The sequence below is a fragment of the Lachnoclostridium sp. An138 genome, from assembly GCF_002160765.1.
In the GTDB taxonomy this organism is placed as follows: Bacteria; Bacillota; Clostridia; order Lachnospirales; family Lachnospiraceae; genus Laedolimicola; species Laedolimicola faecalis.
Genome location: NZ_NFLF01000010.1, coordinates 109681 through 123874, shown reverse-complemented (window position 1 = coordinate 123874; position 14194 = coordinate 109681). Strand labels below are relative to the sequence as shown.

The 14194-nt window shown below is 48.4% G+C and carries 12 protein-coding genes and 1 riboswitch; of the genes, 9 read left to right on the top strand and 3 right to left on the bottom strand.

The window, feature by feature from the left end:
* Positions 1–502 precede the first annotated feature (502 nt).
* Positions 503–1510 carry a uroporphyrinogen decarboxylase family protein gene (locus B5E82_RS10245; protein WP_087307449.1) on the top strand — a complete coding sequence of 336 codons (1008 nt, stop codon included), beginning with the start codon at positions 503–505 and terminating at the stop codon, positions 1508–1510.
* A 123-nt stretch (positions 1511–1633) separates the two neighbouring features.
* On the opposite strand, the gene B5E82_RS10240 is transcribed toward B5E82_RS10245, so the two are convergent.
* Positions 1634–2881: a PocR ligand-binding domain-containing protein gene (locus B5E82_RS10240; protein WP_087307448.1), complete on the bottom strand. Its 1248-nt coding sequence runs from the start codon at positions 2879–2881 to the stop codon at positions 1634–1636.
* 187 nt (positions 2882–3068) lie between these two features.
* On the opposite strand from B5E82_RS10240, the gene B5E82_RS10235 reads away from it, so the two are divergent.
* Both B5E82_RS10235 and B5E82_RS10230 read left to right on the top strand, forming a co-directional pair.
* Positions 3069–3719, top strand: a complete 651-nt coding sequence (locus tag B5E82_RS10235; RefSeq protein WP_087307447.1) for a cobalamin B12-binding domain-containing protein — start codon at positions 3069–3071, stop codon at positions 3717–3719.
* Positions 3719–3901: riboswitch (cobalamin riboswitch) on the top strand. (Overlaps the previous gene by 1 nt.)
* A 126-nt stretch (positions 3902–4027) precedes the next feature.
* A complete protein-coding gene (locus B5E82_RS10230) occupies positions 4028–6181 on the top strand; it encodes an ASKHA domain-containing protein (RefSeq protein WP_087307446.1) in 2154 nt (717 codons plus the stop codon).
* A gap of 90 nt (positions 6182–6271) precedes the next feature.
* Here B5E82_RS10230 and B5E82_RS10225 read toward each other — a convergent pair whose 3' ends face one another.
* Complete coding sequence (locus B5E82_RS10225; RefSeq protein ID WP_087307445.1) at positions 6272–7171, bottom strand: AraC family transcriptional regulator; 900 nt, start codon at positions 7169–7171, stop codon at positions 6272–6274.
* Positions 7172–7408: 237 nt separating this feature from the next.
* Between B5E82_RS10225 and B5E82_RS10220 the strand changes: the two genes are divergently transcribed.
* From B5E82_RS10220 to B5E82_RS10195, 6 genes are all read left to right on the top strand, one after another.
* Positions 7409–8365: a sugar-binding transcriptional regulator gene (locus B5E82_RS10220; RefSeq protein ID WP_087307444.1), complete on the top strand. Its 957-nt coding sequence runs from the start codon at positions 7409–7411 to the stop codon at positions 8363–8365.
* A 327-nt stretch (positions 8366–8692) separates the two neighbouring features.
* Complete coding sequence (locus B5E82_RS10215) at positions 8693–10045, top strand: PTS transporter subunit IIC (protein WP_087307443.1); 1353 nt, start codon at positions 8693–8695, stop codon at positions 10043–10045.
* Positions 10046–10111: 66 nt separating this feature from the next.
* Positions 10112–10411, top strand: coding sequence for a PTS sugar transporter subunit IIB (locus tag B5E82_RS10210; protein ID WP_087307442.1), 300 nt, complete (start codon positions 10112–10114; stop codon positions 10409–10411).
* A gap of 15 nt (positions 10412–10426) precedes the next feature.
* A complete protein-coding gene (locus B5E82_RS10205; protein WP_087307441.1) occupies positions 10427–10897 on the top strand; it encodes a hypothetical protein in 471 nt (156 codons plus the stop codon).
* A gap of 94 nt (positions 10898–10991) precedes the next feature.
* On the top strand, positions 10992–12020 hold the full coding sequence (locus B5E82_RS10200; RefSeq protein WP_162610758.1) for a uroporphyrinogen decarboxylase family protein: 1029 nt from the start codon (positions 10992–10994) through the stop codon (positions 12018–12020).
* A gap of 10 nt (positions 12021–12030) precedes the next feature.
* Positions 12031–13104, top strand: coding sequence for a dihydropteroate synthase (locus B5E82_RS10195; RefSeq protein ID WP_087307439.1), 1074 nt, complete (start codon positions 12031–12033; stop codon positions 13102–13104).
* Between the two features lie 111 nt (positions 13105–13215).
* Here the strand turns inward: B5E82_RS10195 and B5E82_RS10190 are convergent, their stop codons facing one another.
* Positions 13216–14184, bottom strand: a complete 969-nt coding sequence (locus B5E82_RS10190; RefSeq protein ID WP_087307438.1) for a type II CAAX endopeptidase family protein — start codon at positions 14182–14184, stop codon at positions 13216–13218.
* Between the last annotated feature and the right edge of the window lie 10 nt (positions 14185–14194).

Below are 14194 nucleotides of genomic sequence, written 5' to 3'. Positions count from 1 at the left end.
GGCAGAGGTGGAAGCACGGTAACGTGTGGAGCTGACTGTTACTAATAGGTCGAGGGCTTGACCAAAAAGCGAAGAAAGCGGCTGGACGCAAGGCTGTGGAAGGAGGAGTGCTTGCACTCTGGAAGGAAACAGGCGAAGCGGACAGACATTTGCGAAGCAAAAGGCACGAGGAAGAAGCGAAGCGGATTCCGAGTGACCGGTTTCTGAGCGGATACAGCCAATGTTTTTGCAAAGCGTCATAGGATAGAAAAAAGTCTTAAAAAATGGATTGACAGTATATAGTTTTGAAGGTACAAAACATTTGTATAAAGCATGAATTTACAAAAGGGTTTTCGATTGAAGGAATCGAAAATCCTTTTTTGACATACAGAATTTCTCACAGGATTCCTGACCTGATTCCCAGAATGCCTTTAATTTATCCTAAAAATATAAACATATTACAAAGAAAAAAAGGTAAAAATGTTATAATTTATAAAAAATAAATATCGCAGGAGGATCAGATATGAAGTTCGATATGAAGAATTGGGTTCGGGAATGCATTCAGTCGCCGGAAAAAAAGGCTATGCCGATTCTGTCTTTCCCGGGAATCCAGCTCACAGGACACAGTGTGGATGAAATGGTAAAAGACGGACATCTGCAGGCACTCTGTATGGAGGCAATTGCGAAAAAGTTCAATACGGGCGCGGCATTCAGCCTGATGGATTTATCAGTAGAGGCGGAAGCGTTCGGAAGCTCCGTACAGTACAGTGAAGACGAAGTGCCGACCGTAACGGCAGCGCTGGTACACGATGAGGAGGAAGCGGAAGCATTAAAGGTTCCTGAGGTAGGCGCAGGCCGTACAGGGGAATGTGTCAAAGGAATCAAAGAAGTATCAGAGCTTATCACAGACCGCCCGGTGCTGGCAGGAATCATTGGTCCCTTCTCTCTGGCAGGAAGACTGCTGGACATGACGGAGATCATGATTCTGTGCTATGACGATCCGGAAATGGTGGAGACCGTTCTGGAAAAGGCGACGGAATTCCTGATTGAGTATGCCAAGGCCTTTAAAGAGGCAGGAGCAAATGGCATTGCCATTGCTGAGCCGGCAGCCGGCCTGCTGTCACCGTCCCTGATCAAAGAGTTCTCTACTCCGTACGTGAAAAAGATTCGGGAGAGCGTGGAAGACGACAACTTTATCATTGTGTACCATAACTGTGGAAATGTGGTTCCTCTTCTTGATAATATCAAGGAAATCGGTGCGTCTGCATACAGCATCGGAAATGCGATAGATATTGAGGATGCTTTGAAAGTGCTTCCGGAGGACAGCCTCGTGATTGGAAATATCGATCCTGCAGGAACATTCCGGAATGGAACACCGGAGAAGGTGAAAACGGAGACGCTGGAGCTTCTGGAGAGATGCGGAAAATATCCGAACTTTGTGATTGCCAGCGGCTGCGATATTCCGCCTATGACGCCGATGGAAAATATCCAGGCATTCTTTGATACAGTGGATGAGTATTATAATCGGTAAAAGGCTGTTTTATAAATAAGGGTATTTCAGGGATATTATTTGAAGGCAGTTAGAAGAAAGAATCCGGGCGGCCGGACAGAAATGAAAGTACTGTTCCGGCCGCCCGGATTTCTGCTGCGGAGATTACCGGAACTGCTTCGGTGTGAGTCCGGTATACTTTTTAAATACTTTCGAAAAATAGCTCTGATCCTCGAAGCCTACAGCCAGCGCAATGTCGATGATGGAAAAATCAGTGTTTGCAAGAAGCCGTTTGCTTTCCTCGATGCGGACCATGTTCAGGTACTCCTTGAAGGAAGAGCCGATGCAGGTTTTAAACAGCGTCGAGAAGTAGGAAGGATGTAAGTGTACGTGGCTGGCCACATCTTCCAGAGTCAGGGGCCCGTTAAAGTGTTCTGATATGTACAGGATGGCCTTTTTGGTAATTTCGTGGTTTTTGGAAGGAATGTAATTAAACATGCTTTCCGAGAAGGTTTCCACAATCTCCTGAAGCTTGTAGCAGAGGGTATCGATGGTGTTGATCTGCTGGAGATTCTGCAGGAACTGGTTATTCAGTTTCAGAATACTGTCTGTGGGCGCGCCGCCCTCGATGGCCGTTCTTGACAGGAGAGAGCAGAGCTCCAAAGCTCTCGCTTTTACGATATCCAGGCTGTTCCCTTCGGAGAAGAATACATATCCGAGGAGATCGTTGAGAATGGCGTTGGCTTTCGGCGCGTCCCCCTGCTTGACTTTGCTGAGCAGTTCCTTTTCCTTTTCATAAGGATAAGGCGGCTTTTCCAGGTTCTCTGCTTTGTAGCGCTGGATGGATTCGTTGATACGCGATTGCTGGAGAAGCTTTTGATTGTTTTGCCACAGCTCTTTTTTACTCTCGATGATGAGATTGGAAAAGAGATAGAACAGAAGATGGCTGATATGGTTTACAACAGAAGCCTCTATCACCGGAATGCCTTCTGTCTCATCATACAATTCCAGAGCTTTTTCCGTAGACATGGGATATCGTTTTGTGATAGTGGATATCAGAATGGAATCTGCCTGGTCCATCAGGAAGGGTCCCACAAGGATAGAGCCCAGGAAAGTGTTTTTATTGATCAGAGGATATACGATATGGTTCAGCTCTGCGTGGCAGGCAAAAATATAGGGTTCTCCAAGATCAATGGCCTTTTTGCTGGCAGAGATATGCATTTTCTCACAGGAATCTCTGGAAGGAAGATGCTTCTGGAACAGAGCGCAGAATCGGGGAGTGTCTCCTTCGGAAACCAGGATTTCCCCCTGATCGTTGATGATTTGTATGGGAAGCTTTATACAGGTATGGAAAGTGAGCGCCATATCTTTCAGAGTCTTTTCGGGCACAATGGTGTATAGTAACTGCTTCAATGCTCTCTCTCCTTTGGTATGAAATATAAAAGATAAGGCTATTGTATCATAGTTTTATCAGTTTTTCACAATAAAATTTGGAAAAGAATAAATTAGTACAAATAATCGTGAATAATTACCAAAACGGGAAAAGAGTTTTCTATATAATAAAGGACAAATAAATCGGATTACAATGGAGGGTGTAATTATGGATCTTATTCAGGAAATTTCAGAGTATCTTCAGAAGGGACGTGCCAAGAATGTAAAGCAGCTGGTACAGCAGGCGCTGGATGAAAACATGGACCCGAAGGCGATTCTGAACGATGGTCTTCTGTCCGGTATGATGATTATCGGCGGAAAGTTCAAGAACAATGAGGTATTTGTTCCGGAAGTGCTTGTCGCAGCCAGAGCGATGAACGTGGGCTTAAGCGTGCTGGAGCCGAAGCTGATTGAAGTCGGAAATGAGCCTGTCGGGAAAGCTGTTATCGGAACCGTGCAGGGAGACCTTCATGATATCGGTAAAAACCTGGTTGTCATGATGCTCAAAGGCGCAGGTTTTGAGATTTACGATCTGGGAGTGGATGTGGAGACTTCCGTATATATCGACAAGGCGGAAGAAGTGGGAGCAGATATTATCTGTATGTCCGCGCTTCTTACCACGACCATGCCGAAGATGCAGGACTGCATTGACATGCTTAAGGAGAGAGGACTTCGTGACAAGTACATCGTAATGATCGGCGGAGCTCCGGTAAATGAAAGCTTCTGTGAGCAGATTGGAGCAGATTATTATACTCCTGACGCAGCGTCCTGCGCTGAGGTGGCAAAGAAGGTTGTGCTTGAAAAGAAAGCGGCTGTGTAACTGGATACGCCAGCCGAAAATCTGAATCTGAACGGTCAAAAGGAAACCGGTGAAAATCCGGTACAGGCTTACCCCTACTGTGAGCAGGGACGAAGAATCAGAAAACCATTGTCCTACGGGATGAGAAGGGGATTCTTAGGATGAACTGTGAGTCAGGATACTTTTGCGGCAGAGCAGTCTGATCTTGGGTGGGAGACGGGCTGCAAAAAAAGAACAGGGATGTAAGGTATTAAACTCTTTTGGATAAAAGGGTTTTCTTTCTTTATAAAGGAAAATGCGAAGCATGCCGTGGGTTAAGAGGTGGCAGATTGAAGAGAACAGAATTTGACATAAAAATTTCCATTAAGGATGTCTGCAGATTCCTGGACATCAGGGAAGAAAGCGAAGCCTATGAAGAACTGACAGAGGAATTGGAAGAGATGCTTCCCCTGGCGTACGAAAAAATTGAGCCGAAGGCTCTGCTGGGCTTTGGAAGCTTGGAAGGGTATACGGTAGAGGAAGATGGGAAGCAGATAAAGGAAGCACTGTTCGGAGTTTTTACGATTGGCAAAAAGATGGGGGAATGGTCTACACAGCTGTTTGCCGAAGGGGACTATATGCGTGGAATGATGGCAGACGCCATTGCGGATAATTACCTCTTTCAGATGGACACGGCAATGGAGCAGACGGTGGTGGACATGTGCCGGAAGAAGGGAAAAGGAATCGTAAGACGTGTCGAAGCGCCTCAGGATATTCCCATGAGTATCCAGAAGCGGGCTTATGATGCGGTCGGAGCAGAGCGGGAAGGGATCGGGATTAAGTCAAGCTTTATGTATGATCCTGTCAAGACTGTCTGCCAGGTATATCTTCTGGATGATGATACCAGCCATTACCATCCGGAGCACGACTGCAGCAGGTGCGGCAATCTGACCTGTAAAAACCGGAGAATTCCCTTTGTTACGGTAAAGGTGCGCATCGGAGAGAAGGAAAAGCAGATACAAGCGAAAAAGTCAGAAAGCCTGCTTGAGGCTTTTCAGAAACAGGATATTTTCCTGCCTGCAGTCTGCGCGGGAAGAGGAAGCTGCGGAAAGTGCCGGGTGCGCTTCCTGGAAGGAGCTGTGGAGCCGGGGGAGGCAGACAGAAAGGTTTTTACAGAGGAAGAGCTGAAGCAGGGGTGGAGACTGGCCTGCAGGACCTATCCGGAGCAGGAATGCACAATTCTGCTGGATAATGCCGAGTCAGATTTTTATGTACTTGCGGATGCAGAAGAAGGAACAGAGAAAAAACTGCCTGATGGAGGAAATTACGGAATCGCGGCAGATATCGGAACCACGACCATTGCCATGCAGCTGGTGGATCTGTCTGATGGAAAGACTGCTGATGTCTATACAGCGATCAACAGGCAGCGGGCTTACGGGGCAGATGTAATCAGCAGGATAGACGCGTCAAACAATGGGAAAAGAGAAGAGCTGAGAAACAGCATCCGGCAGGATCTCTTAAAAGGGGTCGAAAAACTGACAGAAGGCAGCCGGCTGAAAATCAGCAGAATGGTCATCGGGGCCAACACGACTATGGTACATCTGCTCATGGGATATTCCTGCGAGACCCTGGGAGTCTACCCGTTTGAGCCTGTGAATATTGATACCATTCATATTTCTTACCGGGAACTGCTGGGAGATGCAGGGCAGGATTGTCCGGTGACAGTTTATCCGGGAATTTCCACCTATGTGGGCGGAGATATTGTATCCGGGCTGTATACTCTTGAGTTCGCAAAACGGGAAAAACCGGCAGTTCTTATTGACCTGGGGACCAACGGAGAAATGGCCGTGGGATGCAGAGACGGCATTCTCACTGCGTCTACAGCAGCGGGACCGGCCTTTGAAGGCGGCAATATTACTTGCGGCACAGGAAGTATTCCCGGAGCGATCTGCAGCGCGGTTTATAAGGACGGGCGGATGGAGACGGAAACGATCAATCATGCAAAACCGGCCGGAATCTGCGGTACCGGAATCATTGATGTGATTTACGAATTGAAGAAAGCAGAAATCATAGACGAGACCGGATTAATGGAAGAGCCGTATTTTCAGGACGGAGTTCTTCTCTCCGAAGAGGGAAACCTGAGATTTTATCAGAAGGATGTCCGGGAGATACAGCTTGCGAAGGCTGCAGTGCGGGCCGGGCTGGAAACACTTGTATCCCGGTACGGAATCAGCTGTGAAGAGGTGGAACGGTTTTATATCGCGGGTGGATTCGGATATAAAATGAACATCCAAAAGGCTGTAAACATCGGTCTCCTTCCGACACAGTGCGGGGACAGGACAGAGGCGGTGGGGAACAGCTGCCTGCAGGGAAGCATTCGGTATCTTCTGAATCCTGGCGCAGAAAAAGAGACAGAAGCGATCAAGGCAATGTCACGGGAGCTTCCGCTGTCAAACGATAAGATGTTTCAGGAATTGTATATGGAATATATGTATTTTGAATAGAGTGCAGCAGGGAAAAGAGGCAGCAGGCTTTGAATGGAAAATTCGGTCTGCTGCCTCTTTGATGGCCGAGGTTTTCCGGGAAACCGGGGCTCAGCCGCGGTATTGTTTGGGAGTCAGTCCCGTATATTTTTTAAATACCTTGGTGAAATAACTCTGATCTTCAAAGCCGATGGAAAGAGCGATGTCAAGAATAGACCTGTCCGTGGCGGCAAGAAGTTTTTTGCTTTCCTCGATGCGGATAGAATTCAGATATTCTTTGAAGGAAGAACCGCAGGACTGCTTGAAGAGCGTAGAAAAGTAGGAGGGGTTCAGCTCCACATGGTCGGCAGTTTCTTTCAGGGTAAGAGGTCTGTTATAATGCTGCTTCATATAGGCGATGGCGTTTTCTATCGCATCTGTTCCCTTACCATAATCCGTTCCTTTCGTTTCCTCAGTCCTGTTTTGAGCGGCTGTCTGAGGCATGGAACTGCCTGAGGAGAGGATAGGAGAAAAGACATAGGAAATGAGCCAGCTGATTTGTTCTGCTTTCTCCGGCGTGATGAAAGGAATATGCTTTGCCTCCTCATAGAGTTCAAGCAGTTCCCTGGTTCCGGGGGAATATCGTTTGGAAAGATCCACAAACATATCAGGATCAGGGGTATCCGTAAAAAAGGGGCCTATCAGGATAGAGCCGAGCTGCTGCCGGCCGCTGTTTAGCGGAAAGCTCAGATGGCTTAAATTGGCATGGCAGGAAAAAATAAAGGAATTTCCGGATTTCATCGCGCGCTTTCCAGCCTCTGCGTGAAGCTTATGGCAGGGATCTTCTCCACCGGAACGGCGGGGAAGTATTTTTTTAAAGCAGAGACAGAAAGAAAGGGACAGTCCGAGTCCACAGAGGACGTTTCCGTTTTCGTCCAGAACGGAAACCGGGAGGTCCAGACAGCTGTGAAGGCATTTCAGAAGTTTTTCCAGTTGTTTTGGCTGAATTTTAGTGTATAAGGCAGGTTTCAAAGCAGTTCCTCCGATATTGGTAAAAATATAAGGCGGCTTTTGGTAATAATATCATTTTTAAACAGTTGAATCAAGATGCTGGCACAAAATATTTACACATATGAAAATATTTTGTGCCGGAGAAAAAGCGGCTGTTCTGATTTGAAAACGCAGAATATTGAAGAAGATTTTGAAAAATGGTATAATCTCACTTAAAAAAGACAGGCAGGAGATGACTGCCGGAAGAAGAGGATAGTTATGACAGGTGATAACCAGGATGAACTGATGATGCAGGCTGCATCTATGTATTATCAGGAGGATATGACGCAGGCGGAGATTGCCAGAGAGCTTTTTTTGTCCAGGACGAAGGTCTCCCGTCTGCTTAAGCTGGCGAAAGAACAAAGAAAGGTCGAAATCCGCATCTGCGGCGGGGCTCAGAGAAATTCGTTTCTGGAGAGACTGTTCAAGGAGCAGTTTGGACTGAAAGAGGTGCTTATTCTGGCAGACTGTCCGGAGGAAGAGGCTTTTCTGTCAGTGGCAGGGCTGGCTGCCCAGTATACAGATTCTATTTTAAAAGAAAACTCCATCGTCGGGATTGGAAGAGGGCGGACCCTGCGGGCGGTAGTGGAATGTATGGAACCCAAAGAAAAGCTTATGATTCAGGTTGTACAGCTGATTGGCCTGATGAATAATCCTTCCCAGAACGAAGAGGAGATGGATCTGGTACGGAAATTTGCCAAAATGTACGGAGGGACCAGCCATAATCTGTTTGCGCCCTTTGTTCTGGAAGATAGTGAGGCGCGGCAGGTGCTGAACAGGGTAGCCGCCGTGGGAAAAACGATTGAACTGGCTAAGAAGGCAGATGTGATTTTAAGTTCTGTGGGGAAATTTGACCTGCAGGACAAGAGCATCCTGTGGAACTCCTATCTGGGGCAGGAAGAGAAGCTGCACCTGAAGAAAATGGGCTCTGTGGGCCTTTTCTGCGGACGGTATTATGATATTAACGGGAAAATGGCGGATACGGCGCTGCATGATAAGATTTTCGGACTGGAAATAGAAGAGATTGTGGCCAGGGAGCATGTGATCTGCGTGGCGCAGGGCAGGGAAAAGGTACTTCCGATTCTTGGAGCGCTTCACGGAAAACTGTTCAATACCCTGATTACAGATGAGCGGACGGCTATGAATGTTTTGATACAGGGAGGAAAAATGATCTGACGGTAAGAATAAAGTGAAAAAAATTTCGGAGTGTGAAAATTTGTGCACAGCGGGAACAGATGTGATAAGTGAGCAAAACAGGGAAAATATCCAAAAAAAGTACTATTCTCCAAAAAAAATCGGAATAAATGGCGAAAAATACTGCTATCATGAAAGCGAATCAAAGGTAATTTGACATATTGTACTGGATTCGGCATTCGAAACAGGTTAAAATGCCGTACGGCAAGAGTAAGAAAAAATTTTCAGAATGAAACCCTGAAAAACAGGCGCGCAGTTTTCCGGGTATCAGATAAAGAACAATTATGATTAAGAGATAAGGAGAAGAGTATGAGTTATATTGTTGATTTGCTGCTGAATCAGATCTTTACGCAGCCGTTCCTGCTGCTGGCCATCGTTGTATTCATCGGCTATATGGCTATGAAGCAGACGGTGTCCAAGGCGCTGATTGGAGCTTTCAAGGCATCTATCGGAATTATTGTTATGGGAATCGGCTCCGGTGCGTTGTCCACGAACTTCGGACATCTGCTGACGGCACTGAGAAATTCCACAGGACTTCAGGGAGCCGGACTGAACACCTACTCCACGATGACAGCCGGTTTTGAGAAAATGGACGCTGTTCTGGGATCGGGAGTCGGTACGACCTGGGGCCTTTACACCCTGCTGGTAGCTTTTATCATGAATCTGGTTTTGGTTGCCTTACGTAAATGGACAAAGATTCGCGCTATCTATCTGACCGGAAATGCAATGATTGTACAGTGTGGAATCAGTGTTTATATTGTATGGCGTTTCCTGGGAACAGGAATGATTCCCACGATTCTGATTGCTTCTGCTCTGACGGCTTTGTACTGGGGCATTTGTTCCACTATTCTGATTAAGCCCACCAAGGTAATCACCGGCGGCGCGGACCTGACGGTAGCGCACCAGCAGATGCTGATGGACTATGTGGCATATAAGGTTGCTCCGAAGATTGGAGATCCCAAGAAGGATGACATCGAGAAAAAGAAACTTCCGTCTTCCCTCAACTTCCTTCAGGACAGTCTGCTGGCGACTCTGCTGTGTATGCTGATTGCTACGGCGGTGATTATGCTGGTAATCGGAGGCGACGGCATAGAGGCGATGCGCGGAGCAGATGGTTTCAACCAGCCTACATATAAGAATACCGTTATCTTCATGCTCTGGATTGCGATTACGCTGACAGCGGATCTGTGGGTACTGCTTACGGGCGTGCGTATGTTCGTAGGCGAGCTGATGATGTCTTTCAAGGGTATTTCTGAGAAGCTCCTGCCCGGCGCGGTAGCTGGTGTAGACTGTGCGGCCCTTTATGGATTTGCTCCCAAGTCGGTAGTCCTTGGTTTCCTCTGCGGAGCCGTCGGCCAGATTGCGGGCGTGGTGATACTGATTGTAACGGGAAGTCCGATTGTTTTGATTCCGAGCTTTATTCCGCTGTTCTTTGACGGAGCAACCGTAGGTATCTTCGCGAACAAGTTCGGAGGCTGGAAAGCACTGGTAGTTATCTGCTTCTGTACCGGACTGATTCAGATTTTCGGTTCTGCGCTGGCAGTAGCGATGCTGGATCTGACCTGGTGGCAGGGCGTCAGTGATTATGCGACGATCTGGGTGGCGATTTCAGCGGTTCTCAAAGGAATCGGTTCTCTGCTGGGAATTCCGGTATCCGGTTGATCGCAGCCTGCGAAGCTGTAGAAGATATTTTGAAATTGATGCAATATAGAAAGGAGAACAAAAACTATGTTAAATATCGTATGTGTATGCCACAATGGAATGGGAACCAGCATGCTGCTGAAAATCAATGTAAATAATATCTGTATGGAGAATGGAATCAGTGCGACCGTAGAGGCGTGCGCCCACGGAGAAGCCGCCGGCTACCTGATGAGCGCAGACGTTGTTCTGACCAGTCCTGAGATTGTAGAGATGCTTCCGCCGACAGACGCCAAGATTATCCAGACTACAAGTATGCTGGATAAGGCTGTGGTTACGGAACTGCTTGTAAACTGTGTAAAAGAGAACTTCCCGGATGAGATTTCATAACAGGACGTTTTTAAGATGACAATACTGAATTATCTGATCAGCATCGCGGCGCTGGCCGTGCTGGTCTATGAGACCTATACGGTAATCCGGCGGAACCGCCGGATTACCGTAAAAGGAAAAGACGATTTTTTTACTTTTTGTTTGGTACTGCTTTTTGCGGCTTTGATTTTCCGTCCGAATCCGACAGCGGATTTCCTGGTCAGTCTGCGCAATACGCTGATTTTGATGGCGGTCTTCTTTACCCTTGCCATACGGCGCGGGATTTGCGAAGGAGGCGTGGCGAAACTGGGGTTTGTAGTTCCCTGGAAAGAAATCCGGCAGGTACAGGTAGCGGAATACCAGACGTCCAAGGTTGTGGCGGTGTTTACGACGGAGAAGAGACGTTACAAGCTGTTTTTTCCTCAGCATAAACTGAAAAATCTGGTTTATGAGCTGCAGAAGCATGTTCCGGAGGTTCTTGTAGAAGAATCCCTGAAGCTGAACTGAAAACCGGTAAACGCAGGCAGTCCGGGATAGTTCCCGGACAGGCAGGTTATCTCCGATGCTGAAAGCAGGACAGGAGAGAGAGGAAACAGAACATATGACCAGTTATGAAATTATGAAGGCAAATATCCATTTTCAGAATCCGGATCGGATCGGACTGCGGTTTGACAGGATTGCCGGAAAGGGAGACGTGTGCCGTATTTTTGTACTTCCCCCGAAGGATAAACGGGATAACAGCAAGACATACAGTGTATCTAAGAAAGTGCGCCCCAAAGACAAGGAATACGACGAATGGGGATGCCTCTGGAGAAGCGACGGACAGGAAGCCAATATGGGCGAGCCCTGCAACATCGTTCTGGAGGATCTGGAAGAGGATCTGGAAAGCTACGAGTTCCCCGATCCGAAAGCGGAGGGACGGTTTGACGGACTGGAAGAAGCGCTGAAAGCGGCTGAGGAGAAAAATCTTTACGTACAGCTCAACAGCCCCCAGTGTATTTTTGAGCGTATGCATTTTCTGCATGGCTTTGAAAATACCCTCTGCGATATTCTGATGCTGCCGGAAGAGACGGCAGAGTTCGCCAGAAAACTGGCGGATTACCAGATCGGAATCATTGAGGAGGCATATCGGCTGGGAAAAGGACGTATCCACTGCTATGATACGACCGATGACTGGGGAACCCAGCAGGCGCTGATGATCCCGCCCAATTCATTCCGGGAGATTTTCAAGCCGCAGTATAAGCGTGTGTTTGACAAAGCCCATGAGTGCGGCATGGATATCCGTTTCCATACGGACGGAAAAATCAATGACATTCTGGAAGATCTGATAGAGCTTGGCGCGGATATCATCAATATCCATCAGCCGAACCTGGTAGGAATTGATGAGATATCCAAAATCGGCCAGGGAAGGATCTGTTTTGAAGCTTCTGTAGACATCCAGGATACGCTTCCTACAGGAGACAGAGAGAAAATTGAGAGAGAAGCAAAAGAACTGATAGAGAAATGGGGAACTCCGAAGGGTGGATTTATCGGCGTAGAGTACGGTTACCTTGACGCTATCGGCATTACGAAAGAGACGATGCTTTTTGAGCTGGAATGCTTTGAAAAGTACGGAACCTATAAGAAATAAAAGGTGTGGCATGATTGTTGTTGGTGAGAAGATCAATGGAAGCATTCCGGCTGCCGCAAGAGCGATTGCACGGCGGGATGCGGACTGGATTCGTGATATGGCGCGCAGGCAGGCGGAAGCAGGAGCTGATTTCATCGATGTATGCGCTTCTGTGGAATTTGAAGAGCTGGAGACGCTTCGCTGGATGATTGATCAGGTCCAGAGCGTTACCGATACGCCCATTTCCATAGACAGTCCAAGCACGGAGACGCTGGCGCGGGCATATCAGTTCTGCAGACGGCCCGGACTCTTTAATTCTGTGTCCATGGAAAAGACGAAAGAGGTTGACCGGATATTTGGAATTATGAGAGAAAATCCGGGCTGGGAAGTGATTGCCATGCTCAGTGACGATGACGGGATTCCCCAATGCGCTGCTGACAGACTGAAGGTCCTTGACAGGATTATGAGAAAAGCAGAAGCATACGGAATCGATCCGTCCAGAATCCATATTGATCCGATCGTCGAAGCGGAGGCTTATATCGATCCGGAGCAGGAAGACGGCCCGGGAATCGCCATGGTCGCAAAGGTGGCTGACGAGATCCGGAGCAGGTATCCCGCGCTTCACATTACTTCTGCCATCAGCAATATCTCGCATGGTCTGCCGGCGCGGAAATATATGAATTACAGTTTCGCGGTATTGATGCTTGCCCACGGTCTGGACTGCGGCATTCTGGACCCGCTGGACCGCGGCCTCCTGGCTGTGGCTGACGCGGCGGAAAAGCTGCTGGCGTTTCCGGAGAACAGGCAGCAGGACCTGGCGGCTGCTGTACAGAAAAGCGGGGCAGAAAGCTGCGGCTTTCCGCTTTCGGAGAGAGGCGTTTCTGAACAGGAAGGACGGAAATACGCAGAAATGGCGGCGGTCGCCCTTGCGATGAAAAGGCTGGGAGCCGGCGTGGACGCCATGAATCTGAATGATGTGGACAGAGATGTTTTGGGTGCCGCTTATGCGGCGGCCGCATTGCTGGGCCTGGAAGAAGAAGGCAGCTGTGTCGAGTATGTGGATGCGTATAAGTCCGGCCTTTTTGGAACAAAGAAGAAAAAATAACAGAATTCAACAGATAAGAAAGGGCGGCCCCTGCGGTCTGGAGAAGCATCTCCGGATCACGGGGGCCGCCCTGGTTTTTGGAATACTTTTTTATCCGGTTTATCCTGTTTTTCAGGACATTCCTATCTGCAAGAATGATTCCGTATTCATTAATCTGCTGGCGCTGAAAAGAAGCAGCGCAAAGCCTGAGATCAGCATGATGCCGCTGAGCAGAAGAATGACAATGACTGTAGTGATAGTCTGCCCCTGAGATCTTCTGGGAAGAGAACCGGAGGCTCTGCGAATCAGATAACTTCCTGTATAAAGCAGAACCGGAGCCAGCGCTCCGAGCATCAGGTAGGAGCCAAGAGCGGGCAGAAGCCAGGAAGGCCCGGTCATCAGCGCGGCAGACTGTTCTGCGGTCTCTGCCGGGGCGCCAAGCGTGGACAGGAACGACAGAAAATTATTGGTAAAATGAAACAGGGCCGGCAATAGAAGATTGTGAGTCTTCTGCATGACATAGGATAACCCGATGCCCAGCAGGGCCGTAGGGAGAAAACGGTAAGGGTCCATGTGGAACAGACCGAAAATCAGTCCCATGCAGAGAATGATAACCCAGTCCCTGCGGATTGACTGAAAACTGTACTGGATAAAACCTCTGTGCATGGCTTCCTCACAGACGGCAGGCATCACAGCAACGATAAAGAAGCGCAAGGGCGCCGGAACTGTGGAAAAGACAGAATTTATGCTGCTGCTGACCTGCAGATATCCTTCCGGGAAAAAGCACATGAGAATCAGAGTCACCAGCATAACCGACAGAAAGCAGCCGGCCCAGAGCAGCAGGGTTCCCATCACCTGGCCGAATTTCGGAAGCCGGATGGGAAAGACGCTGCGGAAGCTCTGTCCGGTGATGCGGACAGCAAGAAGGGTGCAGGCCAGAAGCCCCAGCTCCGTCAGCGCCAGCCCCAGCATGCCGAAATAGTACTGCAGGGGCGCAAAGACAAAGAGAAACAGCAGCATAATGATGACAAAGGCTGCGATCCCGTGGAGCGGGGTCAGCCGGCGGACGGAAGGTTTCCGGATACGTTCTGTAAATTTCATAAAATCACAA